This is a genomic window from Parafrankia elaeagni, assembly GCF_000374165.1.
GTDB lineage: Bacteria > Actinomycetota > Actinomycetes > Frankiales > Frankiaceae > Parafrankia > Parafrankia elaeagni.
In genome coordinates, this window is sequence record NZ_KB893728.1 from 255,039 (window position 1) to 280,007 (window position 24,969).

Here is a 24,969-nt window from a genome sequence, read left to right on the forward strand (position 1 = left end):
GCAACCGGGTTCTGCGGCGGGTTGCCTGGGCAGCGGAGCGACGTCAGATGTACATGCCGCCGTTCACACCGATGATCTGGCCGGTGACGTAACCACCGGCCTCCGAGCAGAGGTAGGAACAGGCGCCGGCGATGTCCGCCGGTGTCCCCGCCCGGCCGAGCGGGACCATGGACGCGATCACGTCGATGCCGGGGACACCGCCCTCGGCCTCGCCGCGACGTGCCATCGGGGTGTCGACGAGCGTCGGCGGGATCGTGTTCACCGTGATGCCGTGGACGGCGAGCTCCCGCGCGAGCGACTTCGTGAGGCCGATGACCCCGCCCTTGGAGGCGGCGTAGTGGGCCATGTTCGGCGCGCCGGACTGGGCGCTGGACGAGGAGATGGTGACGATCCGCCCCCACCTCGCCTCGATCATGCCGGGAACGGCGGCCTGGACGCAGCTGAACGTCCCGGTGAGGTTCACGGCGAGCATGTGGTCCCACGCCTGCGGCGTCAGGTCGAGGACCGGGACGAACGACTCGATGCCCGCACTGGTCACCAGGATCTCGGTCGGCCCGAGTGCGGTGTGCACCTGGTCGAAGGCGGCCCGCACCGCCTCGCGGTCACCGACGTCCACCGCCACCGCGAGTGTCTTCGCGCCGGCGGCGGCGAGACGCTCCGCCGCCGCGCTGGCCGCGTCGCCGTCGCGGTCGAGCAGCGCGACGTGGTACCCGTCGGCGGCGAACTGCTCGGCCACACCGAGGCCGATGCCGGACGCCGCGCCGGTGACGACGGCGACCCGGCTCATCGGCCGCTGCCCTCGGCCGGGGTGAACTCCAGGTGCAGCTCGGTGAGACCCCGCAGGATCCACGTCGGCTCGTAGTTGAAGCGGCGGTCGCCGGGCGGCCCGTGGTGCTTCTCGGCGAGCTGGATGTCGCGGGTGCGGTCCAGGATGCGCTCGAGGCTGATCCGGCCCTCGACCCGGGCGAGCGGACCACCGGGGCAGGAGTGCACCCCGCGCCCGAAGGCGACGTGCTGGCGCAGGTTCTGCCGGTCGATGCGGAACTCCGCCGGGCATTCGAAGTGCCGCGGATCGCGGTTGGCCGCTCCGTTGAGCAACATCACCGGGGTTCCGGCGGTCACCTCCACGCCGCCGATCGTGGTCGTCCGCCGGGCGAGCCGGAAGTCCGTCTTGACCGGGCTCTCGAGCCGCAGTGTCTCCTCGATCAGGTCGGGGATGAGCTCCCGGTGCGCCCGCAGCTCGTCCTGGACCTCCGGGTTCTCGGCGAGGTACTTCAGGACACCGCCGAGCAGCCGGGCGGTGGTCTCCTGCCCGGCTGCGAACAGGAACGTGGCGGCCCGGACGACGGCGACGACGTCCGGGGTGCTGCCGTCCGGATACACCGCCGACGCCATCTGGGTCAGCACATCGTTGCGCGGGGTCTCACGCCGGTTCTCGATGTACCGGGTGAACCACTCGTCCAGCCAGCCGAGCGCGTTCATCTCGCCGTCGCCGTCACCGCCGGATCCGATCATGCCCGGGCTGGTACTGAGACCGAAGCCCTGCCGGAACCGCTCGTGATCGGATTCCGGCACCCCGAGGATGTCGGCCACCGCGAGCATGGAGAACGGCTGGGCGAAGGCGCGGATGAACTCGCAGTGGCCGTCGGCGAGGAACTCGTCCAGCTGCCGGTCCGCAAGTCCCCAGATGAACGCCTCGTTCTCCTGGAGCCTTTTCGGTGTCAGCATGCGCATCACGAGCGCCCGCTCGTTGGTGTGCATCGGCGGGTCCATCGTGACCATGTGCTCGTTCATCGGCAGCTGGTCGCGATAGGTGTCGATGACGTCGCTGACGTCGTCACCCTCCAGCGGTACGGGAAAGGCCGCGAACGGGCCCACCACCGAGTTGCACGACGAGAACGTCTCCACGTCTCGGTACACCTCGGTGACCTCGGCGTAGCCGGATACCGCCACCACTCCGAGATGCGGTAACGGCAGCACCGGACATGCTGAACGCAGTGTGTCGAAATAGGGGTACGGGTTCTCGACGAGCGATTCGTCGTTGAAGAAATCGATCGTCTTCCAGTCGGTCAACCCGCTCTCCTCCGGGGCAGTCGAATGCACGGCAGAGAACATTTTGGGCGGGTGCCCAAACCGTGTTGGGCACCTGTCTAGCACAGCTCCGACATCGCGGGCAACCATCATTGCCGGGTTCAGGGTCCCGCGGTGTTCCCGGCGCCGTTCCGAGATCCGCCGTCATCCTCGGACAGCAGCGCGGTGAGCAGCTCCCGAAGCTGGTCCAGGCCGTCCGGGCCGAGGTGCCGCGACCACTCGCCTTCCAGTGCGAGCGCGGTGCGGCGCATCGCGCGCAGGGCGGTCAGGCCGTGCGGGGTCAGGCGCACCAGCCGCGCCCGGCCGTCGTCCGGATCGGCGACCCGCTCGACGTAGCCACCCCGCTCCAGGACGGTGACGGCCTGCGCGACGGCCTGCCTGGTCACGCCGAGGCCGTCGGCGAGCTCGGAGACCCGGCGCCCGCCGCCCAGCAGCGGCACGAGCAGCTGGGCGTGGCCGGGGCGCAGGTCGGTGAGCCCGGCGGCGGCGAAGCCCTCGGCCACCCGGGCGGCCTGCCTGCGGGCGACCATCTGCAGCAGCGCCGGCGTCGTCGGCGCGGCGAACGGGCGGTGCATCTGTGTCACCGACCCATCGTCCCATTGCAGATAGGCAAGAACCTTGCCTATTCTGGCCGGTATGTCGACCTCGATCGGTTCCCGACGGCCGCGGACACGGGGGGTGGTGCTGGGCTCGGCCCTGCTCGTCACCCTCGTCCTCGCCCTGCTCCTGGCGTCCTGCGAGCCCGGGCAGCGGCGGTCCGGCCCGCCGCAGCAGGGGAGGGCCGGAGAGCCGGGGCCCACCCCGTCCACCGCCGGCACGGCGGCAGCCATCCCGGCGGGCCGGTCGAGCCAGACGCTCACGGTCGGCGGAGTGGAACGGAAGGTGAACCTGTACCGCCCGGCCGGGCTGGTCGAGCCCGCCCCGCTGGTGGTCATGCTGCACGGCGGGTACGGCAACGGCGTCCAGGCCGAGACCAGCTACCACTGGGACCGGGCCGCCGACAGCGGCCGCTTCCTCGCCGCCTTCCCCGACGGGACGAACCACTCCTGGAACGCCGGCGGCCAGTGCTGCGGCCCGGCCGCGGCCTCCGGCGTCGACGACGTCGCGTTCCTGCGCGAGATGGTCACGACGCTGCGGGGCCAGATCGCGGTCGACCCGCGGCGCGTGTTCGTCGCCGGCATCTCCAACGGCGGCGCGATGGCGTACCGGATGGCATGCGAGACCGACCTCTTCGCCGGTGTCGGCGCGGTGTCGACGACCATGCTGGTCGACTGCCCGGACCCGGCACAGGCCTCCGTCCTGCACATCCACGGCGCGCAGGACACGGCGATCCGCTACGACGGCGCTCCGGGCGAGCCCTACAGCCGGCGCAACGCCGGTATCGACGGCCCGCCTGTTCCCGAGGTGCACGCCGCCTGGCGCAGCCACGACGACTGCTCCGCGCCGCAGGTGACAGTCGCGGGCGTGCTCACCACCTCGGCAGCACGCTGCCCCGAAGGGCGCGCCGTCGAGCTGGTCACCATCGACGGCGCCGGGCACCAGTGGCCCGGCGGTGACCCGAACACCCTCGCGCAGCGCCTCGGCGCCGCCACCCCGTCGACGGCCCTCGACGCGACGGCGAGGATCTGGGACTTCTTCGCAGCCCACCCCGCGCCTGCGGGCTGAGCCGTGCCGAGCAGATCGGGCTACCAGCGGTCGCGGTGCAGGACTGTCTCGAGGGGATCGCGGGCCGCCGGCCGGAAGCCGGTGCCGATGGTGTGCGCGACGGGGATCAGCGCTCCCTGGCTGTAGCCGGGCGGGATGCCCAGCAGGGCGGCGACCTCATCGGCGTAGGCCAGGTGCAGGCTCGTCCACGCCGTGCCGAGCCCACGCAGCCGCGCGGCGAGCATGAAGTTCCAGACCGCGGGCAGCAGGGACCCCCAGAACCCTGCCTGGGCCTGCGGCGGGATGGTCGCGACATCCCCCTCCAGGCAGGGGATCACCAGCACCGGCACGCGGTGCAGGTTCTCGGTGAGGTACCGCGCCGAGTCGGTGACCCGGCCCTGGGTGGCGGCCCGGTCGCCGGTGTAGCCGGCGTTGCGCCGGTCGGCGCCGTCCAGGTAGGCGAGGGCGCTCCTGCGGTAGTGCTCGGCGATGCCGGCGCGCAGCTCGGGGTCGGTCACCACGATCCAGTGCCAGCCCTGCCGGTTCGACCCGGAGGGTGCCTGCAGCGCGATCCGCAGGCACTCCTCGATCAGTTCCGGTTCGACCGGGCGATCCAGGTCGAGCCGCCTGCGCACACTGCGCGTCGTCGTCAGCAGTTCTTCGGGAGTCAGGTCGAGCAGAGCCACCGGACACTCCTCGCGGTGCCGCGCGCGGGTGGGCGCGCTCCTGGGGAACAGGCGGACATCGACACGGTAACGGCCCGGGCGCCGCTCAGCCGGTCGGGATCCGCTCGAACCACAGGAACGGATTGTCACCGACCAGGACGCCGGACGTCAGCACGATCGCCGCGCAGGTCAGGACCGGCACCACCACGAGCCGCTCGACCCGGCCGTCGGTGCGGGGCACGAGGACGGTCTCCATCCGCCATGGGATCGGCCAGAGAAGCGGGCAGCCGCGCGGCGTCAGGCAGTCCCCGAGCAGGTGGGCGAGGCAGCCGAGGGTGACCGCGATCCCGGCGAAGCCCATGTCCAGGTCGTGCATGAGGTAGACGGCCGCGCCGGCGGCCAGGCAGTCCTTCAGGCCCGACCAGAACTCGTGGCCCTTGAAGTCCAGGCCGAGCCCACGCAGCCCGAAGCCGACCAGGACGAACAGCGCCACCCACCAGCCGTACCGGACGTACTCGGCGAGCGACCACATCAGGACACCCATGGCGGCGGCGAACAGCAGCGAGTGCGTGGCTTTCCTGTGGCCTCCCGCTGCGCGGCTCACCCACCGGCACAGCGTCTTCGTCACCGGCCCCAGGGTGTTCGCGATACGTCCGGACGGATGGTCGATGTCGGGCAGCAACGCGGCGCCGGCGGCCACCACCGCGCCGGCGATCAGCTGGCCGGACGACAGCGGCACCGCGTACGACCCCAGCAACTCCTCCCGTGACAGGACAGGCGCCGCGGCCAGCCAGACCACCGCACCGCTCAGCACGTGCGTCTGCCCCATCACGTCAGATCAACCCCAATGATCAGCACCGGCGGACTTTAGCCTGTTCACGGCCCACAGTGCACGTGACGCGCCTAAGGGACATCCCGCCCCTACCGTCCGCAGGCGCTCCGCTGCACTCCTCTTGTCCGGCGAGGCCGCCTGCCGCCCACCGCGCCGCCGCCCGCCGCGCCGCGCCGGCTCAGTCCAGCCGGCGGCCGCAGAAGTTGGGGTTGACGACCTCGAGGCGGTCGCCGGTCGCGTTCACCTGGGTGAACGCGTAGCACTCCTCGAGCTTCCCGAAGTCCGCCTCGAAGTCGATGGCGTTGAGGAGACCGCCCGCGTCATAGCTCCTCACGGCGCGCAGGCCGTCGATGAAGCTCTGCCGGGTCGGGCAGGCACCCGCCTCCTGCAGACCGCGCACGAAGATGTCGGCGACGATGTACCCCACCAGCGCGAGGGTCTGGTTGGCATCCTGCAGCTCGGGGGCGAACCTGGCCATGTTCGTGCGGTAGGCGTCGATCGCCGGTGAGTTCAGCTCCAGCGGCCGGTAGCTGGTGAATGTCGTCAGGCCGGCAATGCTGGAACCGTACCGGGCGAGCAGCTCCTTGGTCGGCGCCTGGCTGCCGCTGAGCACGACCTTGACGGGCAGCCCGTTCCGGCGCAGCGCGGTAACGATTTCGGCCAGGCCCTCGGCCCCGATCGCCCCGATGATCGTGTCGGCGCCCTCCGCCCGCATCCGCTGTTCGAGCGCCTCGATCTGGTCCGGTGCCGGATCGTTGTCGCCGCCGATCGAGGAGGACGTTATGCCGGCCGCCGCGAGGCTGGTGGCGAGTTGCTGGGCAATCAGTGGCGACACCGTTGCATCCAGCACGTTGTAGAAGATCAGCGCGCGCGTGCCGCCCTGCTCCCGGACGAATTGACCGAAGGTGTCCACCGAACCCTCGCCGGTGAAGCTGTAGCCGAAGGTGAACATGTTGCGGTGACGAGTCCATACCTTCTCGACCGCAAGGCCCACGACCGGGACGCCTCTCTCGGCGAGGTAGTCGGCGCTTCCGGAGGACGCGACGCTGGCCTGGAGGATGCCGAAGACGTCGCCCTCCTCGACCAGCTTCTGGCTGACCGCCCGGTTCACGGGCGCCTGGGCCTGGTCGTTGCGCGTCTCGTAGACGATCTGGCGGCCGTGCACTCCGCCGGCGGCGTTGGCCGCCCCGAAACGGGCGTCCACACCGGCACGCAGCGGGGTGAAGATGTCGGCGCCGAGACCGGAGTCCGGATAGACGAGCCCGGCGGCGATTTCCTGCCCGGTGACGCCCGGAGCATCACAGGAGGGCGCCTGCGGTACGTTGTCCTGCCCGCAGGCGGACAACGCGGTCGTGCCGACGAGGGTGGCAGCACAGCATAACAGTGATAAGAAATTTCTCAATCTGCGGTTCTCCCGAAGAAGAATGTAACGTCGGTCAATGTAATGTCGGTCATGCGAGTTGTTTCTGTTCCGCCCTTTTGTGATCGGCGAAGCCGACTATAGCAGTATCATGCGAGCCGCGGCGCCGCTGTCAACCTGTCCTTCGTGCCGCTTCGCCGCCGCCGGGCGATGCGTGGCGCGGTAAAGGCAGATGATCGGTGTCGGATGTCGCAATCCAACTTCTCTCCGGCGGCCGGCGAATGTGTGCGGTCGCTCTCTCGATTGGCTTGCTGGTAAGCAGGTTTCGTGCGGTTCGGCCCCGGCGTGCCGCTGGAGGAGCCGTCGTTCGCGCCCTGTGCGGGCAGCCCGGAACGCAATTCTGTCGGCTGTCCCGCGCAACCCGCCGTGGTCGAGATCGGCGGTGCCTGCCGGGCGAACAGGTGCACGGGTCTGGCGTCCGCTGATGATCCCGTGGGTCTCGAGTGCGGGGCGTGGGAATCGGGTCGCCGTCTCTTTGTCTGGTTGAAACGCCGGATACCGGTGCTCTAGGGTTCCGGAAGTCGCGTCGTTCCCGGGAACCAGCGGACGCTGCGGAACCAGCGAGCGGCGGAGCCAGAACGACCGACGAAACCAGGAGGCCTCGAATGAAGGCGACCGCGGCTGTGCTGCGTCAGGCCACCGGCCCCTATCTGATCGAGGACGTCGTCCTCGACCCACCCGGGCCTGGTGAGGTGCTGGTCCGGGTCGTGAGCGCGGGCATGTGCCACTCGGACATGCTGCCGCGGCAGGGAGACGCCCTCGCTCCGCCGCCCATCATCACCGGGCACGAGGGCGCCGGGGTGGTCGAGGCCGTGGGCGCCGGGGTCGAGCGGGTGTCGGTCGGCGACCACGTCGTCCTGTCGTTCGACTCCTGCGGCGAGTGCGCGAACTGCCGCCGGGGGCTGCCGCCCTACTGCGACACGTTTCTGGGCCGCAACATGCTCGGGCGCCGGGTCGACGGGTCGACCTGCGCGTACGACGCGCGGAACGAGCAGATCGCGGCCCGGTGGTTCGGCCAGTCGTCGTTCGCCACCCACTGCATCGCGACCGAGCGCAACGCGGTCGTCGTCGACCCGGCACTGCCGCTCGAGAAGCTCGGCCCGCTCGGCTGCGGCATGCTCACCGGCGCCGGCACGGTCCTCGTCGGGATGAACATCACCGCGGGAAGCAGCGTCGTGGTGTTCGGCGCGGGTGCCGTGGGCCTTGCGGCCGTCATGGCCGCGAAGGTCGTCGGTGCGGACCCGATCATCGCCGTGGACCTCCACGAGAGCCGGCTGGCGCTCGCCGGCGAGCTGGGAGCCACCCACGTTCTGGACGGGACGGCCGACCGCCTGACCCGCAGCATCCGGAGTCTGACCGGCGGTGGGGCGCACTTCAGCATCGACACCACCGGCAACGTCACCGTCGCGGCGCGGGCAGTCTCCGTGCTGCGCCAGACCGGCCACTGCGGGCTCGTGGGCCTGCAGCACGAGCCGTTCGTCCTCGACCCGGCCGCGTTGCTGGGCAGGACGGCATCCGGGATCATCGAGGGTGGCGCCGACCCGCAGGTCCTCATCCCGCGCCTGATCGAGCTGTGGCAGGAGGGCCGGTTCCCGTTCGACCGACTGATCGAGACCTTTCCGCTGGCGGAGATCAACACGGCCGAGAAGGCATCGCTGTCCGGCGCGGTCGTCAAGCCGGTGATGCTGCCCGGCGGGATCATCTGAACGCTCCGCTTCCGTCTCCTTCGGGCAGGCCGGGGACGAGAGCCGGCAGGCTGGTCGGCGGCGTCATACAGGAGTCGGTTCGGCTGGTTCGGTACCCTCCTCCGCGCCGAGGGCCTCGCGCCGAGGGCCTCGCGCCGAGGGCCTCGCGCCGAGGGCCTCGCGCCGAGGGCAGGAGGCCGCGGAGCAGGGCTGGTGACTGGCGGCGGCAAGGGCACGGCACGCGCAAGACCGGAAAGGTCGGGAATCGAAGGCAGGAGGCAGGAGACGCATGCGGATCGGAATGCCGCTGAACTACAGCGGCGGGTTCACCGAGGCTGTCGCGGAGCTCGGTGACTTCGAGAAGGCGGGGCTGCGCATCGTCTTCGTCCCGGAGGCGTACTCGTTCGACGCCGTCAGCCAGCTCGGGTTCCTCGCGGCGCGCACCGAACGGATCGAGATCGCCTCGGGCATCCTGCCGATCTACACCCGCACGCCGACCCTGACCGCCATGACGGCGGCCGGCCTCGACTTCGTCTCCGGCGGCCGCTTCACGCTCGGCCTCGGTGCCTCCGGGCCACAGGTGATCGAGGGCTTCCACGGGGTGCCCTACGACGCCCCGCTCGCCCGCACCCGGGAGGTCGTCGAGATCTGCCGGATGGTGTGGCGGCGGGAGAAGCTCGAGTACGCCGGCCGCCACTACACGCTGCCGCTGCCACCGGAGCAGGGAACGGGGCTCGGCAAGGCGCTGAAGATCATCAATCAGCCCGTGCGGGAGCGGATCCCGGTGCTGCTCGCGGCGATCGGGCCGAAGAACGTGGCGATGGCAGCGGAGATCGCCGAGGGATGGGAGCCGTTCTTCTTCCACCCGGAGAAGGCCGGTGAGGTGTGGGGAGAGGCCCTGGCGGAGGGCACCGCCCGGCGCGCCCCCGAGCTGGGCCCCCTGGACGTCGTCGTCGCCGCGCCGCTGGCGATCGGAGAGGACACCGACGGCCTGCTCGACCTGATGCGCCCGATGGTCGCCCTCTACGTCGGCGGCATGGGCGCCAAGGGCCGCAACTTCTACAACGACCTCGCCCGCCGCTATGGCTATGTCCGGGAGGCCGAACTCATCCAGGAGCTGTATCTGGCCGGCCGGAAGAAGGAGGCGGAGGCGGCCGTACCCGTCGACCTGCTGCGCGCCACCGCGCTCATCGGCCCGCCCGGGTACCTCCGGGAGCGGCTCGCCGCCTACGCCGAGGCCGGTGCGACGACGTTGAACGTGACGCCGCTCGCCGCACACCACCATGCGCGCGTCGCCGCGATCGAGCAGGTGTGCGAGTGGGCGTCCTGACAGGGCCCGCCGCTCAGACACCCACCCAGGTGGCCGGGATCCGGGCGCAGGCGTAGATGCGCTCGACGTCCGCCGGCCCCCACACCGGCCGGACGGCGTCGAAGGCCGTACCGAGGTCGTCGTGGTGTACGGCGTAGACGTCCTTCAGTGTCTCCACCACCGTGAGCTGTTCCGCGTTGACGAAGGCCAGCACACCGGCGACGCAGATGTCGAAACCGCACGCGCGGCTCAGCGCCGTCGAGGCCCGCAGCGCCTCGGCGCGGGCCTTGCGTACGTACTGGTAGGCACGGGGACCCAGCCGTACGGCCTCGTCGCCCACCCAGATCCGGCTGCCGTGGTGGTGCTTGGTGTTGATGGTGAAGACCCCGCCGGGGCCGATCAGCAGATGGTCGATGTCCACCTCGTTGGCCAGGGGGATCGAGTGCAGCACCCGCCAGCCGCGGGACTCCAGCGGAGCGAGCTCGGCCGCGACGATCCGCTCGCCCGCCAGGCCCGTCCGCCAGCCCGCTGTCTCCGGTCCCCCGCGCCGTAGCAGGCGGTCCACCAGCGCCCGCCAGAAACCGGGCTCCAGCTCGGCGAGCAGCGCCTCGATGGCCGCGCCGGGCTGGTTCACCGCAAGATCGTCGGGTCTGGCCGGGTGGCCCCGCCGGGAGCCTCTGGCTGCTGGGGGCGGGCTCATGACCGGGCTGGTGGCCGCGGTCGGAACCGCCGTCGCTGCCGGCACGGTGCCCAGATGCGGACTCAGGACGGAGAACACCGTGTCGCGGTCGACGCCGTCGGCCGTGATGTCGAGCTTCCCGGTCAGCAGATCGAAACAGGCGGCGTTTCGCCCATCGGGAAAGTTCACGTACAGCCGGTCCTGCCCGAAGCGTTTCCAGCGTTTGACCTGGAACTCGTCCATACTCCGCCCATCGATGACGACATGGAGATGCGCCGGCCGTCAGCCCGCTGTCACGCGCGGGCCGTACCATCACCGCCGCACACCGGCAGGGCAGCGGCAGATGTCAGGATGCAAGTCCTGGAACTGCACGGTATCGCCGCCGCGACCGGGCCTCCACCGATTCCCTCGACAAGGAAGTCGTCGCGGCGCCGAGTCCCGGGAAAGATGGCCCTGACCAGCGAGGAATCGCTTCCGGTGAAACGGTGACCAGAAGTGGCGGGACATCCGCGGCCGTTCCCCCTGGTCCGCGTCCAGGCAGGCGCGGTCGGCTGGGGGTACACGACGCGTCCACACCCGGCACTCGCCCGTGGTTGGCTGGAGAAGGCAAGGCCATGAGCACTGTTGCCCGCGAGCGGTGTCGTGGTGCTGTGGTGCCGCACAGACGAGGCGGCGGGGCGACGAGGGGATGAGGCGGTCGGTGAGCGCGCGCGTGCAGAGGTCGTTCGAGGGGGCCGGAGTGCGGCTGGCGGGTGACCGCTGGGATCCCGCTGGCGGCGGCAGGGGAACCGTGCTGCTGCTGCACGGCGGCGGGCAGACCCGGCACTCCTGGCAGCGGACAGGGGAGCGCCTCGCCGCCCTGGGCTGGTCGGCGGTCGCGGTCGACGCGCGCGGCCACGGCGACAGCGACTGGTCACCGGACGGCGACTACGGCTATCGGACGCTTGTCGGCGACGTGCGGGCGGTCGCCAGCCAGCTCGGCGAGCCGCCTGTCCTCGTCGGTGCCTCGATGGGGGGCATGGCGGCACTGATCGCGCAGGGGCAGGAACCAGCTCTCGGCCGTGCGCTGGTGCTGGTCGACATCACGCCCCGGGTGGAGCCCGAGGGGACGGAGAAGATCTTCGCCTTCATGTCCTCGGCGCCGGACGGGTTCGCGTCGCTGGAGGAGGCGTCGGCCGCGATCAGCGCCTACAACCCGCACCGCCGGCGCCCCGCAAACCTTGACGGCCTGCGGAAGAACCTGCGTCAGCGGGACGGGCGCTGGTTCTGGCACTGGGATCCGGCGTTCATGCGGATCCGCGAGGAGGCCGACCGGGCGCTGGAGATCCAGCAGGGATTGCAAGGCCCGACGGTGGCCGGGGCCGGGGCGGCGCCCGCCCACCAGCCCGAACCGCTCTATGCCGCGGCCCGCGCGATCAGGGTGCCGACCCTTCTGGTGCGGGGCAGGCAGTCCGACATCGTCAGCGAGCAGGGCGCGGCGGAGCTGCTGGAGCTCATCCCGCACGCCGAGTACGTCGACGTCACCGGTGCCGGCCACATGGTCGCCGGCGACGACAACGACGTGTTCGCCGGCCGGCTCGGCGACTTCCTCGACCGGTTGCCGCCGGCGGGCGCCGCCCCCGGGGTCACCACCCCCGAGGGGGCCGCAACCGCCGATGCGGCGGGCTGAGGCACCGCGGGTCCACCGGCTCCGGCCGGTGGACCCGCGGTCGCGGTCGTGACCCGGCCTGGCAGTGCCGCGGGTCAGTCGACCGGGTGGGAGATCTGGAACCAGCGGCGCTTCCCGAGCTTCACCGGGGTCGGCTCGGCGCTCACCGTGATGACGGCCTCGATGTCGTCGATGCGGTCGTCGCCGACCGTGACCCCGCCCTGCTCGATGAGCCGGCGCAGGTCGCCCTTGGACGGCCCGGCGCCGAGCAGGGCGCGCATCAGGTCCAGAATCCGGACGGACGCCGTGTCGATGACGACGTGCTCGGCGTCTGCCGGCGCCTGGCGGCGGCTGAAGGTGGTGATGAACCACTCCCGCTCCGCGGCGGCGGCGGCCTCGCCGTCCCAGCGGGTGACGACCGCGGTGGCCATGTCGTACTTCGCCTCGATCGGCGCCGACTCCTGCTTGCTCAGCACCTGCTGGATCCGCTCCGCCGGCAGGTCGGTGTACACCGCGAGGTACTGGCCGACGTACTGGTCGGGAACCCGCATCAGCCGGCCGAACTTCTCCCGCGGGCTGTGGCTGATGGCGACGTAGTTCCCGAGGCTCTTGCTCTGCTTCTCCCCGCCGTCGATTCCCGGCGTGATCTTCGTGGTGATGACGACCTGGGGCGCCTGGCCCTCCTTCTCCTGGAGGGAGCGCCCCATCATCTCGTTGAAGAGCTGGTCACTTCCGATGATCGTGAGGTCGGCGCGCAGGCAGACGGAGTCCCACCCCTGGATGATCGGGTACACCAGCTCGTGGGCGGCGATGGACTGGCCCTCGCTCATCCGCTTGCGGAACATGTCCCGGGAAAGGAGCCGGTCGACGGTCACGCGGGACATGACGCTGAGCAGTTCCGACGGTGACATGGCGTTCAGCCACTCGGAGTTCGGTCGGACCTCGAGCAGCTCCGGATCCGTCCGCAGCACCTGGGTGGCCTGCTCCTGAATCTGCTTCGCGTTCGCCGCTATCTCCTCGCGGGAGAGTACCGGGCGCGTCCTGCTCTTTCCGGTGGGGTCGCCGATCTGTGTGGTGAAATCACCGAGAAGAAGCACGACCCGGTGCCCGAGATCCTGGAGCGCGCGGTACATCCACAGGTTTACCGCATGACCGATGTGCAGATGCGGGGCGGTGAGATCGACACCGTATTTCATAATCAGCTGCCGGCCGCTCAGAAGGCGCGTGCGCAGCTCTTCGAGTGTCAGTATCTCGTCGGTCGTCCGCGCGAAGTCGCTGAGGAGGCGGTCGACGTGCGCACGGTCATTAATGACAGACATCTGGATCCCTGTGAGAGCTGATAATGGATCATCGTATCATGGCGGTCGAGGTGGACCGGTGATCCCGTCGCCGGCCGGGCCCGTGCGGAGGTTTCGCGCATTGACCGAAAGTCGGCCGAAGAACCACCCGGGCGCGGCGGCGGCTCAATAAACCGATTGGCCCGCCGGGCGTGATATTGGCCCCGGCGACCCGGGTGGCCACCGGGAGTCGGCGGTCGCGAGGTCGTCCGGTCATGCGTTGCGCGATTGCGTGTTTGCGCAGGGCCATCGGAACTCCGCGTGCGGACCACCCTGGGCGGGGCGGCTGCCGGGAGCCGGGCGGCGGTGATCCCGGGCGGCGGTGATCCGCCCTGTCGTGACGGGCGCTTCGAAGACCCGTGCCGGTGTAACGGGTCGAGGGTCGAACCGCGGGTTCGGTGCGGGGAGGCCCTAGCACGTAAGGCGACGGCGAAAAACATCTATCCTTGAAAGGATTGCTCTCATATTCTCAGGTGCGTCGTCGCGGGGGATCCGCCCCGCGCCGGGGAGCGGAACATCATGGCCTGCGTGTGGCGGGCGTCCACCGTCGGCGTACGCGGGCGTGTGTGCGACGAGCCCCGCCGTCAGGCGTAACCACCCGCCCCGGGCACTGATAGCAGACTGGAGTTGGTATGGGCTCCCTCGCCGGGAAAGTCGCTGTCGTCACTGGAGCCAGCAGGGGCATCGGCAGAGGAATCGCGCTGGCGCTCGCGGACCACGGCGCCACGGTGTACGTGACGGGGCGGACGGTGGTGCCGGGTTCGCACGCTCTGCCCGGCACCGTCGGGGAGACCGCGGCGGAGGTCGACCGCCGCGGTGGACACGGTGTCGCGGTCCAGGTCGACCATGCTGACGACACGCAGGTCGCCGCGCTGTTCGCGCAGGTCGAGCGTGAGCAGGGCCGGCTGGACATCCTCGTCAACAACGCCTTCTCACTGCCCGAGGACCTGACCGAACCCGGGTCGTTCTGGGAGAAGCCGCTGTCGAACTGGGAGATGGTCGACGTCGGGGTCCGGTCGAACTTCGTCGCGGCGTGGCACGCGGCCCGTCTCATGGTTCCGCAGGGCCGCGGCCTCATCGTGGCGACCTCGGGGTATGTGGGCGTCACCTACACCTACGGGGTCGTCTTCGGCACCTGCAAGTCCGCGGTGGACCGCATGGCGCGTGACATGGCGATCGAGCTGAAGCCGCACTCCGTCGCCTCCCTGTCGCTGTGGCAGGGGCTCACCTTCACCGAACGGGCGGAGCGCAATCTGGCCCGGGACCCGTCGATGAAGGCGCAGACGGTCACCAACCCGCTGATCGGCAGCTCGCCGGAGTTCCCGGGGCGCGTCATCGCGGCCCTCGCCGTCGACCCGGACCTCATGGCCAGGTCGGGCGGCACGTTCATCACCGCCGAGCTGGCGACCGAGTACGGCATCACGGACATCGACGGCAAGGTCGTCCCGTCGGTCCGCGCGCAGCGGGGATCGCCCCTCTGGTCACCCGTCTGACCCCGCGCCGCCACCAGGTGTCGCCCGTTTTTCCCTCTGGAGGAGACAATGGATATCCCGATCAGCCCGGAGCGGCTCGCCCGGCTTTCGGAAGTGCTCGACCGGCAGGACATCCTCGACGCCCTGACCCGCTTCAGCCGGGGCATGGACCGATTCGACCGTGAACTGTTCCTCTCGGCGTTCCACAAGGACGCCGTGATCGCCGCGGGCTCCTTCGTGGGCGGCCCGGCGGAGCTGTACGACTGGGCGGCCCCCATGCACGAGCAGGGGCAGGCGGCGACCCATCACAACCTGCTCAACGTCACCTACGACATCGACGGCGACACGGCGCACACGGAGACCTACTACCTGTTCGTCGGCCGCAACCGGGACGAGACGAACTGGATCGCCGGCGGACGCTACCTCGACCGCCTGGAAAGGCGCGACGGTGAGTGGCGGATCGCGCTCCGGACGAACGCCATCGAGTGGTCCGGGCTCGTCCCGACCCTCGACATCCCCTTCAAGGACGTCCCCGACGTCCACCTCAACGGCACGCCGGGGCGGGGGGCGAGCGACCCGTCCTACCGGCGGCCGCTGACGAACCTGCGCGAGCCGCAGATCCCCTGACCGACCGACCGCCCGCCGGACGGACCGACCAAGAGGGAGCCCGCACCATGACCAACGACACCACCGAGGGCGCCCCCGGGGCCGACGACCTCAGGTACGTCGTCGACCGCGCCCGGATCCTCGACTGCGTGGCCCGCGTCGCCCGGGGTGAGGACCGCCGCGACGCCGATCTGATCAGCAGCGCGTACTGGCCGGAGGCCACCGACGACCACGGCATCTTCGTCGGCGGGCTCAAGGAGTACCTCGACTGGGTGGTCCCGGGCGCCGAGGCGATCACGGTCACGTTACACACCCTGGGGCAGAGCCTGATCGAGGTCAGCGGGGACAGGGCGACCGCGGAGACGCACGTGACCGCCTACCACCGCATCAACATGGGCGAGCAGGAGAACGACATCGTGATCGGGGGGCGGTACCTGGACCGCCTGGAGCGGCGCGACGGGCAGTGGCGCATCGCCCACCGCACGATGCTCTACGACTGGCTCCGTGACTTCGGCACGTCGGTCGACTGGTCCCAGGGCGTGCTCGGCATGCCGTTCCTCGGCGACCACTACGTCGGCCGGGCACACGGCGACCACAGCGTCACCGCCTTCCGGTCCGACCAGGCCTGACCGGGCCTACCGACCGGGCCTACCGACCGGGCCTACCGACCGGGCCTGACCGGCAGACGAGAGCGGCCCGCACCAGAACGGTGCGGGCCGCTGCGCGCTGCGCCGGGCGGGGAGGGCGGCCTCAGACCGCGGCGGGCACCTTCATGAGCTGGGCGAGGTTGCCGCCCATCATCTTGCGCACCAGCGGCTCGGGCAGGTGCTCAAGCTCCTTCAGGTAGCTGCGCGGGCTGGCCAGCCCCTCGGGATGCGGGTAGTCGGAGCCGAAGAGGACGTGGTCCTCACCGATGAGCTCGGCGAGCTCGGCGAGGTTCTCCTCCCAGAACGGGCTGATGTAGATGTTGCGCCGCACGACGTCGACCGGGTTCTCCAGGAAGTCCTGGGGCATCTTCTTGTACAGCTTCGCCATGGCGGACAGCAGCGGCCCGACCCAGCTCATCCCGTTCTCGACGATGGCGATCTTCAGCTCGGGGAACCGGGAGAGCGCCCCGTGGCAGACCAGCGCCGAGACGGCGTCCTCGACGGGCCGCCAGGCCTGCAGCATGTGGAAGGCGTTCGGCTGGAACGGCAGCATCTCGCGGCTGCGGCCCATCCAGTCACTGCTGTACCGGGCGTAGCCGCTGTCCGAGGAGTGCAGCGCGACGAGGATGCCGGCCTCCTGGACCCTGGCCCAGAACGGGTCGAACTCCGGCAGCCCGAACGACCGCGGCCCGCGCAGGCCGGGAACGGGAGCCGGCCGGATGAGGACGACCCGCGCGCCACGCTCGAGGACCCATTCGAGTTCCTCGATGGCCTTCTCGACGATCGGCAGCGTGATGACCGGGGTGGTGAAGATCCGTTCCTCGTAGTTGAACGTCCAGGTCTCGTGCAGCCATTCGTTGAGCGAGTGGACGACCACGTGGATCAGGTCCGGGTCGTCACGCAGCCGCTCCTCGATGAGGCTGGCGAGGGTGGGGAACATCAGGGTGCGGTCGAGGCCCTGCTCGTCCATGAGGGCGAGGCGTGCGGCCGGCTCCCGCCACGCCGGGATGGAGCGCACCGGCTTGCCGAAGATCTCCCGGTAGGACTTGCCCTCCGGGTTGCCGTGCCGGTAGTAGTCCTCCTGCGCGCCCGGGCGGGCGACGACGTCGAACGTCGGGTTCGGGATGTACTCGCTGATCTGGCCCTTGACCACGATCTTCGTACGGCCGTGCAGGTCGACGTAGTCGATGACGCCCTTGTACCGCTCGGGCAGGAACTGGGTGAGCGCGTCCCGGGTCTCGTATAAGTGGTTGTCCGCGTCGAAGACCGGGATGTCGTTGCTGGGCATCGGACCTCCTGGGAGAGCTGCCTGGGGAACGGGTACCGGACGGGTGCCGGTGGGTCACGCGGTGCGAGCCGGCTGGGACTGTCCACCACACCAGGACGCCAGGACACCGGGGGTGGCCGGTGGCCTCAGGATCGGGCGGAGCCGCCCCGTGGGACGTCGCGGAAGGCCCGGTCGCGGTCGAGCGCGGCCTCCCGCGGCATACCGAGCACTCGCTCACTTATGACATTACGCGCGATCTCGGTTGTCCCGCCGCCGATGCAGGTGGTCTGACGCAGCAGGAAGTCCGTGCCGATCTCGGCGATCGCGCCGTCGTCCGCCGCCCAGGCCGCTCCGGCCGAGCCGGAGATGTCGAACGCCATCGAGGTGACCCGCGTCGAGGAGAGGCCCGCGAACAGCCGGCCGATCGCCGCCGACTGGTCGGGCAGCTTGCGGGAGCGCACACCGGTGCTGATCCGGGCCTGCAGGGCCTCGCGGACGAGGTCGAGCACGCGGCCCTCGCCGATGAGGTCGCGGGTGCGCGGGTCGTCGAGCCGACCGGCGTCGCGGGCGACGTCCACCAGGAACGTGGCGTCGACGCCGCCGTAGGACCAGCCGGACGGCATGGTGACGAAAGGGGAGTTGTGCAGCATCCGCTCGTGGAACATCCAGCGGGTGCCGACCGTCCAGCCGTCGTCGACGTCGCCGATGCGGTCGCTGTCGGGCACCCGGACGTCGGTGAGGTACTCCTGGCAGAACTCCTTGTTGCCGTTGAGCATCTCGATGCGCTGGACGTCCACCCCGTCCTGGTGGATCGGCAGGATGAACACCGTCAGCCCGCGGTGCTTGGAGACGTCCCAGTTGGTGCGGGCCAGGCACAGCGCCCAGTCGGACCACCAGGCGCCGGTCGTCCAGATCTTGGAGCCGTTGAGGATCCACTCGTCGCCCTCGAGGACGGCGCTGGTCGTGACCGAGGCGACGTCCGAGCCGCTGCCGGGCTCGGACAGGAACTGCATCCAGATCTCCTCGCCCCTGAGGATGGCGGGGATGTGGCGCAGTTTCTGCTCCTCGGTGCCGAACTCAAGCAGCACGGCGGCGCAGGGCGAGAACGTGGGCGCCTGGATGCGGGACGGGTACTCGAAACCCGTGATCTCCTCGTTGAACGCGCGCTGGTGGGCGGGGCTGAGGCCCAGCCCGCCGTAGGCGGGCGGGAAGCAGATGCCCGCCAGCTTCGCGTCGAAGAGCATCCGCTGGATCTCGCGCTCGCGGGCGACCTCGGCGAGCTCCTCGTCGTCGGTGAGGCGGGCCCGCATCACTCCGGTCTTCGCGTGCGTGACCAGCGGCTGGAGGTTGGCCCGGATCCAGGTCCGGGCGCGGGCACGGAACTCCTCGACGCTCTCCACCGGTGCTGCGTCCGCCGGGGAGGTGCCGGTCGGCTCGGTGCTCATGCCCGCTCCTTGTACTGCTCGACGGTGCCGGCGACGCGCTGGCGGTGTTCGGCCGGCGTCCCGTACAGGGCCCGGTTCACGGTGACGCGGCGCAGGAACAGATGCAGGTCGTGCTCGTAGGTGACGCCGATGCCGCCGTGCAGCTGGACGCATTCCTGCAGCAGCTCGGTGCCGTTGTCGCCGATGTACGACTTCGCGGCGCTGACCAGTTCGCCGGCCTCGGAGGAGCGGGCGTCGACCGCGGCCGCGGCCGCGTCGTTGATCGCGTGCGAGGCCTCCAACCAGGTCTTCATATCCGCGAAGCGGTGCTTCAGCGCCTGGTAGGAGGCGAGGGGGCGGCCGAAGGAGTAGCGCTCGAACGCCCACTGGACGGTCATGTCGAAGGCGGCCTGCATGGCGCCGACGGCCTCGGCGTTGTGGATGACGATCGCGAGCTGCAGCTGCCGCTCCACCTGCTCGGCGGCCTCGCCGACAGCGCCGACGACGGTGCCGGGCCCGACCCGGACCTCGTCGAGGCGGACGGTGGCGAACCGCCGGCTCAGCTCCACGGTGCGCAGCGGCTCGACGGAGACTCCCGGGGTGCCGGTGGAGACCAGGAACTGGGTCAGCCCCTGCTCTCCCCGGGCGGTGACCAGCAGATGGTCGGCCTGGCCACCCGCCTCGACCGGGCGGCACGAGCCGTTGAGGACGAAGTCGTCGCCGTCGGCGTTCCAGGTGACCCCGACGCTGCCGAGCCGGTCGAGCGGCGGTGCCCCGGCCAGGCACCAGGAGGCCACGGCCGACCCGGACACGATCTGGGCGAGCACGTCGGCGTGCGGGCCGTCGGTGTCGGCGCCGCCGACGTCGGACAGCGTGGCGGCCACGACGTTCGTCCCGGTCAGCGGGCCGGGGGCGGCGCGCAGCCCGAACTCGTGCGCGACCAGGGTCAGGTCGACGAGCCCGGACCCGCTGACGGAGCCCCCGCCCTGCTCCTCGCTGACGAGCAGTGACACCCACCCCAGCTCGGCGCCGGCGCTCCAGTAGCCGGGCTCGAACCCGGCGGGGCTGGTGCGCAGGCTCCGGACGGTCTCCGCCGGAACGCGGTCCGCGAGGAACCGCGCGGTCGCCTCCCGGAGGACCTCCTGGTCAGGACTCAACTCCAACAGCACGTTGCGTCACCTCGCGTCACGGCGTTCCCCTGCCTGTTCCAGCCAGGTCGTCTCCAGCCAGGTCGTCACGATACGGACCGCCGGTCCACATCGGCAAGAGGTGCGCCCGGGTCCCGCGTCGCCGGCACCGCGAGCCGGTGCAGGCCGGCTCGCACCTGCTCCGGGTTCATCCCGCGCACGGAGATCAGATAGTCGAGGACGTCCGCCCGCAGCGCCGTCGACAGGATGTAGGTCAGGTAGTCGGTGTCCTGCGGGTGCGTCGCGGCGAGCCGTCGTGCCAGCTCGGTGAGCCAGTACCGGCTCGACGAGTGGGCGTAGTACGCGTGCGGCACCCGGTGCTCCAGTGCGCGGATGAGCGCCCGGTTCTCCCAGACGAAGTCGAGCAGGAGGTCGAGGTAGGCGCGCAGGGCGTCCGTCGCCTCGCCGCCGGGGCCGAGCGGCGGCGGGCCGTGGTCGACCAGGCGCCGCATCGCCACGGAGCGGGGGAGCAGCACCGCCTCGATCAGTGCCGTCCGGTCGCCGAAGCGGCGGAAGATCGTGCCCTTGCCGACCCCGGCGGCGCGGGCGATGTCGTTCATCGAGACCTGTTCGACTCCGTCACGGTCGAACAGCTCCGCCGCGGCCGCGAGGATGGCGGCCCTGTTGCGGGCCGCATCTGCTCGCTCCGATCCGGTCACCACTCGTGTCTCCTCAGCTGTTGGCGTGGACGATCCCCTTGCCGATGTGGACCGTCGGTCCGTATTGTGACGCCCTAGTTCGTACGGCCGGGCCGATCGCGGGGCTACATCCCACAAACCAAAGGTGGACCGGGGTGGAGACGCGGTGGAAGTCCTGGCCGACAGGGGCGTCGGGCAAGGGAGCCGGATGACGCAGGGTGACCGATCGCGAGGTGACCGATCGCGCTGCCGGGGACAGGTGCTGGCCAGCGGGTCCTCCTCCGCGCGGCCGCTGCGCCGCCGGGGGATCGTGCCACGGATCCGGCGGTCCGGCACCGGCCCGTCACGGCTCATCCCGCCTCGCGCGGCAGCCCTGGTCCGGGCCTGTCCCGACACGAGCGCCCCACGGCCGCGGTATGACCAGCGCGAAGCGCCGACAGTCGGCGGTGAAGGGATCCGGTGCAGACGGTGACAGACATTGATGCGGTCGACTTCTTTCGGGGCGACGAGCTCATCGAGGACCCGTACTCCTATTTCCACGCCCTGCGGGCCAAGTGCCCGGTGCAGAAGGAACCGCACCACAACGTGGTGATGGTGACCGGGTACGACGAGGCCGTCTCGGTCTTCCACGACTCCGAGCACTTCTCGTCCTGTATCTCGGTGACCGGCCCGTTCCCGGGCTTTCCGGTGCCCCTGGAGGGCGACGACATCTCGGAGCTGATCGAGCGGCACCGGGACGAGCTGCCGATGAGCGACCAGCTCCCGACCTTCGACCCGCCGATGCACACCGACCACCGCGCGCTGCTCATGCGGCTGATCACCCCCAAGCGGCTGAAGGAGAACGAGGAGTTCATCTGGCGGCTCGCCGACCGCCTGCTGGACACCTATCTCGCCGACGGCGAGGGTGAGTTCATCAGCGGCTTCGCCGGGCCGTTCGCCCTGCTGGTCATCGCGGACCTGCTCGGGGTGCCCGAGTCCGACCACGAGGAGTTCGCCGCCAGGCTGCAGGGCCGTGGCCACGGCGACGCCGGGGTGGGCAGCACCGGTGACGACCACATGGCGCACTCGCCGCTGCAGTTCCTCTACGACAAGTTCAGCACCTACGTCGAGGACCGCCGCCGCGAGCCACGCGACGACGTCCTCACCGGCCTCGCGACCGCGACGTTCCCGGACGGCTCGACGCCCGAGGTCATCGACGTGGTGCGGGTGGCGGCCAACCTGTTCTCGGCCGGCCAGGAGACCACGGTCCGGCTGGTCAGCACCGCGGCCAAGGTGCTCGCCGAACGCCCCGACCTGCAGGCCCTGCTGCGCCGGGAGAGCGACCGCATCCCGAACTTCATCGAGGAGACGCTGCGCCTGGAGAGCCCGGTGAAGGGCGACTTCCGGCTCTCCCGGGTCGCCACCACAGTGGGCGGCGTGGAGATTCCGGCGGGCACGACGGTCATGGTGGTCAACGGTGCGGCCAACCGCGACCCGAGCCGCTTCGCCAACCCGGACACCTTCGACGCCGGGCGGCCGAACGCCCGCCAGCACATCGCCTTCGGCCGGGGCATCCACTCCTGCCCGGGCGCGCCGCTGGCCCGTGCCGAGGCCCGCGCGGGCCTCGAGCGGCTGCTGCAGCGGACCTCGGACATCAGGATCTCCGAGCGCGTGCACGGCCCGGCCGACGCCCGCAGCTACCGCTACCTTCCGACCTTCATTCTTCGCGGCCTGACCCACCTGAACCTGGAGTTCACGCCGGTGGAGAACGGCAGTTGACTCCGGATTCGGCGCGGGTGCCGGCAGCGCTGCCGGCACCCGCGCCGGGGCCCGGAATCCGCCCCTCTGCGATCCACCGTTCTGTGACCCACCGCGAGTGCTTACCCTAACAACGAGGTTTCCGGGAGTACGCCACCAATGTCGTTACAAGGCGCGCGTTACGTCAGTGCCACATCCATCAGTGTCGCCGACGGGTGGAGCCTGGAACGGCTCACTCCGCCGAGCCGGCTGTTCGGCGCCAACGGTCTGCGGACGGGTCCCGACGGCCGTGTCTACGTGGCGCAGGTGACGGGCAGCCAGATCAGCGCTCTCGACGTCGAGACCGGGGCGCTGGAGACCATCAGCGCCAAGGGCGGCGACATCATCGGTCCCGACGACGTCGCCTTCGACCCGGCGGGCAACCTCTACGCCACCGAGGTCATGGACGGCCGTGTCAGCGTCCTCGGCGCCGACGGCCGGACCCGTGTGCTGCGTGACGACCTCCCCAGCGCCAACGGCATCACCGTCCACCAGGGCCGGCTGTTCGTCGGCGAGTGCCGCATCGGCGGGCGGCTGATGGAGCTCGACCTGGACGGCGGCGAGCCCCGCATCCTCGCCGAGAACGTGGCGATGCCGAACGCCATGGAGGTCGGCCCGGACGGCCTCCTGTACTACCCGGTGATGGGCACCAACGACATCTGGCGGATCCACCCCGACGGCGGCGAGCCCGAGCGGGTCGCCGGTGACCTCGGTGTTCCCGACTCGGTCAAGTTCGACGCCGAGGGCTTCATCGTCTCCACCCAGGTGCACAGCGGCCAGGTGCTGCGGATCAACCCGCGCAACGGCGACAGGACCGTGCTGGCCCAGCTGGGCCCCGGCCTGGACAACTGCACCTTCGTCGGTGACCGGCTCTTCGTCTCGAGCTTCACCGGGGCGATCACCGAGATCCTCGGGGACGGCAGGACCCAGGAGACCCTGCCCGGCGGGCTGACCTGGCCGCTGGGCCTGACCGTCGACGCCGAGGGCACCCTGTTCATCGCCGACGGCACCTTCTTCTACGCGCTGACGCCGGGCGGCACCCCGCAGACGCTGGGCATGCTGTTCAGCCCGAACTACCCGGGCTTCGTCCGCAGCGTGCAGGCCATCGGCCCGGGCGAGTTCCTCGTGGGCACCGCCAGCGGCACCGTGGTGCGCTACCGGCCCGCCGCCCAGGAGTCCGAGATCCTCGCCGAAGGGCTCGACCAGGTCTACGGGGTCGCGGCCGCGCCGACCGGCGCGGTGGCCGTCGCCGACTTCGGCACCGGTCAGGTGCTGCTCGTCCGCTCCGGCGGCCAGCCGGAGGTCGTGGCGTCCGGGCTGGCCAAGCCGCTCGGCGTGGCCTTCGCCCCCGACGGCACGCTGCTGGTCTCCGAGTCCGGCGCCGGGCGCGTCGTCGGGATCACCGGCCCGAAGGTCGACACGGTGGTCGACAACCTGTCCGACCCGCAGGGCATCCTGGTGCACGGCGGCCGGATCCACATCGTCGACTCCGGGTCGAAGGAGCTCGTCAGCGTCGACCTGGCCGGCGGCGACCGCCAGGTCATCGCCCGTAACCTCCCGCTCGGCGCCCCGCCCGGAGTCGTACCGAAACCGCTGCGCGGCATGGCGCCGTTCTCCGGCCCGCAGGGGCCGTTCGCGGGCATCGCCGTCGGGCCCGACGGCACCCTGTACGTCTCCGCCGACGCCGAGGGCAGCGTGCTCGCTCTCACCCAGGCGGGCTGATCACGATGACGGACAAGGAGTTCCTCGGCCTCGACGGCCGCGTCGTCATCGTCTCCGGCGCCGGCGGCGGCGGTATCGGCACGGCGACGGCCCGGCTGATCGCCCGCGCCGGCGCCACCGTGATCGCGGTGAGCCGCCGCCAGGACAACCTCGACACCCACATCGCGCCGCTGGCCCAGGAGGGCCTCCCGGTCATCCCCGTCGCGGCCGACTCCGGCACCGACGAGGGCATCGCGAAGGCGCTGGAGGCGGCCGAGAACGCCAGCGGCGACCTGTACGGGCTGGTCAACATCGCCGGCGGCGCGGCCCCCTCGACCTGGATGGCGTCGACCCGGGTGACCAGGTCGGACTGGCGCGAGCTGTTCGCCTGGAACCTGGAGACGATGTTCTTCATGAGCCAGGCGGTCGCGGGCCGGCTGCGCTCGCAGGGGCGCCCGGGCTCGATCGTCTCGCTCTCCTCGATCAGCGGGATGAACACCGCGCCGCTGCACATCGCCTACGGCAGCGCCAAGGCGGCGGTGGTCGCGGCGACCCGTTCGCTGGCCGTGGAACTGGCCGCCGAGAACATCCGGGTGAACGCGGTCGCGCCAGGGGTGACGGAGACGCCGGGATCCGGCGCCTATGTCGACACCGATGTCGAGCGGGACCGCCGGGCCATCGCGATGGGGCGGCGCGCGCAGCCGGAGGAGCAGGCCTCGGCGATCCTCTTCCTGCTCTCCGACCTTTCGTCCTACATCACCGGCCAGACCATTCTCGTCGACGGCGGGCTCAATCTCCGGTGGACCCATCTCGGGTCCGACAACACGTCGTTGTTCCTCAAGGACGACAACTTCCGCGCCGAGATCACGCGCCCCTAGTAATCCCCCGCGGCCTCACCGGAAAACTGGCAGAAGCTGCAACCGCCAATACCGACTATCTCC

At 70.8% G+C, this 24,969-nt stretch carries 22 protein-coding genes; 10 read left to right on the top strand and 12 right to left on the bottom strand.

The window, feature by feature from the left end:
- Positions 1-43 precede the first annotated feature (43 nt).
- The 3 genes from B207_RS0117560 to B207_RS0117570 form a co-directional block, all read right to left on the bottom strand.
- Entirely contained in the window at positions 44-787 is a 744-nt protein-coding gene (locus tag B207_RS0117560; protein WP_018637876.1) for an SDR family oxidoreductase, read from the bottom strand.
- Positions 784-2,073 (bottom strand): cytochrome P450, encoded by a 1,290-nt coding sequence (locus B207_RS0117565; RefSeq protein ID WP_018637877.1) that lies wholly within the window; start codon positions 2,071-2,073, stop codon positions 784-786. The genes B207_RS0117560 and B207_RS0117565 overlap by 4 nt, the downstream gene beginning before the upstream one ends.
- Before the next feature lie 119 nt (positions 2,074-2,192).
- The gene (locus B207_RS0117570) at positions 2,193-2,666 is read right to left on the bottom strand and encodes a MarR family winged helix-turn-helix transcriptional regulator (RefSeq protein ID WP_035741074.1); all 474 of its coding nucleotides are present in this window, start codon (positions 2,664-2,666) and stop codon (positions 2,193-2,195) included.
- Positions 2,667-2,769: 103 nt separating this feature from the next.
- On the opposite strand from B207_RS0117570, the gene B207_RS0117575 reads away from it, so the two are divergent.
- A complete protein-coding gene (locus tag B207_RS0117575; RefSeq protein WP_018637879.1) occupies positions 2,770-3,756 on the top strand; it encodes an extracellular catalytic domain type 1 short-chain-length polyhydroxyalkanoate depolymerase in 987 nt (328 codons plus the stop codon).
- Positions 3,757-3,776: 20 nt separating this feature from the next.
- On the opposite strand, the gene B207_RS0117580 is transcribed toward B207_RS0117575, so the two are convergent.
- The 3 genes from B207_RS0117580 to B207_RS0117590 form a co-directional block, all read right to left on the bottom strand.
- Positions 3,777-4,421: a nitroreductase family protein gene (locus tag B207_RS0117580; protein WP_018637880.1), complete on the bottom strand. Its 645-nt coding sequence runs from the start codon at positions 4,419-4,421 to the stop codon at positions 3,777-3,779.
- A gap of 85 nt (positions 4,422-4,506) precedes the next feature.
- The gene (locus B207_RS0117585) at positions 4,507-5,229 is read right to left on the bottom strand and encodes a metal-dependent hydrolase (protein ID WP_018637881.1); all 723 of its coding nucleotides are present in this window, start codon (positions 5,227-5,229) and stop codon (positions 4,507-4,509) included.
- Positions 5,230-5,410: 181 nt separating this feature from the next.
- Entirely contained in the window at positions 5,411-6,634 is a 1,224-nt protein-coding gene (locus tag B207_RS0117590; RefSeq protein ID WP_026311163.1) for an ABC transporter substrate-binding protein, read from the bottom strand.
- A 623-nt stretch (positions 6,635-7,257) separates the two neighbouring features.
- Here B207_RS0117590 and B207_RS0117595 point away from each other — a divergent pair.
- A complete protein-coding gene (locus B207_RS0117595) occupies positions 7,258-8,358 on the top strand; it encodes an NAD(P)-dependent alcohol dehydrogenase (protein WP_018637883.1) in 1,101 nt (366 codons plus the stop codon).
- A 268-nt stretch (positions 8,359-8,626) separates the two neighbouring features.
- Positions 8,627-9,667 (top strand): LLM class F420-dependent oxidoreductase, encoded by a 1,041-nt coding sequence (locus B207_RS0117600; RefSeq protein WP_018637884.1) that lies wholly within the window; start codon positions 8,627-8,629, stop codon positions 9,665-9,667.
- 13 nt (positions 9,668-9,680) lie between these two features.
- Here the strand turns inward: B207_RS0117600 and B207_RS0117605 are convergent, their stop codons facing one another.
- The gene (locus B207_RS0117605) at positions 9,681-10,568 is read right to left on the bottom strand and encodes a nuclease-related domain-containing protein (protein WP_018637885.1); all 888 of its coding nucleotides are present in this window, start codon (positions 10,566-10,568) and stop codon (positions 9,681-9,683) included.
- Positions 10,569-11,013: 445 nt separating this feature from the next.
- Here B207_RS0117605 and B207_RS34360 point away from each other — a divergent pair, with 445 nt between their 5' ends.
- On the top strand, positions 11,014-11,994 hold the full coding sequence (locus B207_RS34360) for an alpha/beta fold hydrolase (protein WP_018637886.1): 981 nt from the start codon (positions 11,014-11,016) through the stop codon (positions 11,992-11,994).
- A 74-nt stretch (positions 11,995-12,068) separates the two neighbouring features.
- Here B207_RS34360 and tyrS read toward each other — a convergent pair whose 3' ends face one another.
- Positions 12,069-13,292: a tyrosine--tRNA ligase gene (gene tyrS, locus B207_RS0117615; protein ID WP_018637887.1), complete on the bottom strand. Its 1,224-nt coding sequence runs from the start codon at positions 13,290-13,292 to the stop codon at positions 12,069-12,071.
- 650 nt (positions 13,293-13,942) lie between these two features.
- On the opposite strand from tyrS, the gene B207_RS0117620 reads away from it, so the two are divergent.
- The 3 genes from B207_RS0117620 to B207_RS0117630 are packed head-to-tail and all read left to right on the top strand — an operon-like array spanning position 13,943 to position 16,017.
- The gene (locus tag B207_RS0117620; protein WP_018637888.1) at positions 13,943-14,803 is read left to right on the top strand and encodes an SDR family NAD(P)-dependent oxidoreductase; all 861 of its coding nucleotides are present in this window, start codon (positions 13,943-13,945) and stop codon (positions 14,801-14,803) included.
- 48 nt (positions 14,804-14,851) lie between these two features.
- Positions 14,852-15,409 carry a nuclear transport factor 2 family protein gene (locus tag B207_RS0117625; RefSeq protein ID WP_018637889.1) on the top strand — a complete coding sequence of 186 codons (558 nt, stop codon included), beginning with the start codon at positions 14,852-14,854 and terminating at the stop codon, positions 15,407-15,409.
- A gap of 47 nt (positions 15,410-15,456) precedes the next feature.
- A complete protein-coding gene (locus B207_RS0117630; protein WP_018637890.1) occupies positions 15,457-16,017 on the top strand; it encodes a nuclear transport factor 2 family protein in 561 nt (186 codons plus the stop codon).
- A gap of 121 nt (positions 16,018-16,138) precedes the next feature.
- On the opposite strand, the gene B207_RS0117635 is transcribed toward B207_RS0117630, so the two are convergent.
- From B207_RS0117635 to B207_RS0117650, 4 genes are all read right to left on the bottom strand, one after another.
- Complete coding sequence (locus B207_RS0117635; protein WP_018637891.1) at positions 16,139-17,323, bottom strand: amidohydrolase family protein; 1,185 nt, start codon at positions 17,321-17,323, stop codon at positions 16,139-16,141.
- Positions 17,324-17,448: 125 nt separating this feature from the next.
- Positions 17,449-18,747 (bottom strand): acyl-CoA dehydrogenase family protein, encoded by a 1,299-nt coding sequence (locus B207_RS0117640; RefSeq protein ID WP_018637892.1) that lies wholly within the window; start codon positions 18,745-18,747, stop codon positions 17,449-17,451.
- Positions 18,744-19,895, bottom strand: a complete 1,152-nt coding sequence (locus B207_RS0117645) for an acyl-CoA dehydrogenase family protein (protein WP_018637893.1) — start codon at positions 19,893-19,895, stop codon at positions 18,744-18,746. Before B207_RS0117645 ends, B207_RS0117640 begins: the two co-directional genes overlap by 4 nt.
- Before the next feature lie 65 nt (positions 19,896-19,960).
- Positions 19,961-20,572: a TetR/AcrR family transcriptional regulator gene (locus B207_RS0117650; protein WP_035741078.1), complete on the bottom strand. Its 612-nt coding sequence runs from the start codon at positions 20,570-20,572 to the stop codon at positions 19,961-19,963.
- A 438-nt stretch (positions 20,573-21,010) separates the two neighbouring features.
- Between B207_RS0117650 and B207_RS0117655 the strand changes: the two genes are divergently transcribed.
- The 3 genes from B207_RS0117655 to B207_RS0117665 all read left to right on the top strand — a co-directional run bounded on the left by B207_RS0117655 (position 21,011) and on the right by B207_RS0117665 (position 24,906).
- A complete protein-coding gene (locus B207_RS0117655) occupies positions 21,011-22,309 on the top strand; it encodes a cytochrome P450 (RefSeq protein WP_018637895.1) in 1,299 nt (432 codons plus the stop codon).
- A 138-nt stretch (positions 22,310-22,447) separates the two neighbouring features.
- Entirely contained in the window at positions 22,448-24,049 is a 1,602-nt protein-coding gene (locus B207_RS0117660; protein ID WP_018637896.1) for an SMP-30/gluconolactonase/LRE family protein, read from the top strand.
- Positions 24,050-24,054: 5 nt separating this feature from the next.
- Entirely contained in the window at positions 24,055-24,906 is an 852-nt protein-coding gene (locus tag B207_RS0117665) for an SDR family NAD(P)-dependent oxidoreductase (protein ID WP_018637897.1), read from the top strand.
- Positions 24,907-24,969 lie beyond the last annotated feature (63 nt).

Excerpts from the sequence above, each read along its gene's own strand:
- B207_RS0117560 (WP_018637876.1), bottom strand. The coding sequence starts at position 787 with ATGAGCCGGGTCGCCGTCGTCACCGGCGCGGCGTCCGGCATCGGCCTC.
- B207_RS0117570 (WP_035741074.1), bottom strand. The coding sequence starts at position 2,666 with ATGCACCGCCCGTTCGCCGCGCCGACGACGCCGGCGCTGCTGCAGATG.
- B207_RS0117585 (WP_018637881.1), bottom strand. The coding sequence starts at position 5,229 with ATGGGGCAGACGCACGTGCTGAGCGGTGCGGTGGTCTGGCTGGCCGCG.
- B207_RS0117595 (WP_018637883.1), top strand. The coding sequence starts at position 7,258 with ATGAAGGCGACCGCGGCTGTGCTGCGTCAGGCCACCGGCCCCTATCTG.
- B207_RS0117600 (WP_018637884.1), top strand. The coding sequence starts at position 8,627 with ATGCGGATCGGAATGCCGCTGAACTACAGCGGCGGGTTCACCGAGGCT.
- B207_RS0117605 (WP_018637885.1), bottom strand. The coding sequence starts at position 10,568 with ATGGACGAGTTCCAGGTCAAACGCTGGAAACGCTTCGGGCAGGACCGG.
- B207_RS34360 (WP_018637886.1), top strand. The coding sequence starts at position 11,014 with ATGAGGCGGTCGGTGAGCGCGCGCGTGCAGAGGTCGTTCGAGGGGGCC.
- tyrS (WP_018637887.1), bottom strand. The coding sequence starts at position 13,292 with ATGTCTGTCATTAATGACCGTGCGCACGTCGACCGCCTCCTCAGCGAC.
- B207_RS0117620 (WP_018637888.1), top strand. The coding sequence starts at position 13,943 with ATGGGCTCCCTCGCCGGGAAAGTCGCTGTCGTCACTGGAGCCAGCAGG.
- B207_RS0117625 (WP_018637889.1), top strand. The coding sequence starts at position 14,852 with ATGGATATCCCGATCAGCCCGGAGCGGCTCGCCCGGCTTTCGGAAGTG.
- B207_RS0117630 (WP_018637890.1), top strand. The coding sequence starts at position 15,457 with ATGACCAACGACACCACCGAGGGCGCCCCCGGGGCCGACGACCTCAGG.
- B207_RS0117635 (WP_018637891.1), bottom strand. The coding sequence starts at position 17,323 with ATGCCCAGCAACGACATCCCGGTCTTCGACGCGGACAACCACTTATAC.
- B207_RS0117640 (WP_018637892.1), bottom strand. The coding sequence starts at position 18,747 with ATGAGCACCGAGCCGACCGGCACCTCCCCGGCGGACGCAGCACCGGTG.
- B207_RS0117660 (WP_018637896.1), top strand. The coding sequence starts at position 22,448 with ATGTCGTTACAAGGCGCGCGTTACGTCAGTGCCACATCCATCAGTGTC.
- B207_RS0117665 (WP_018637897.1), top strand. The coding sequence starts at position 24,055 with ATGACGGACAAGGAGTTCCTCGGCCTCGACGGCCGCGTCGTCATCGTC.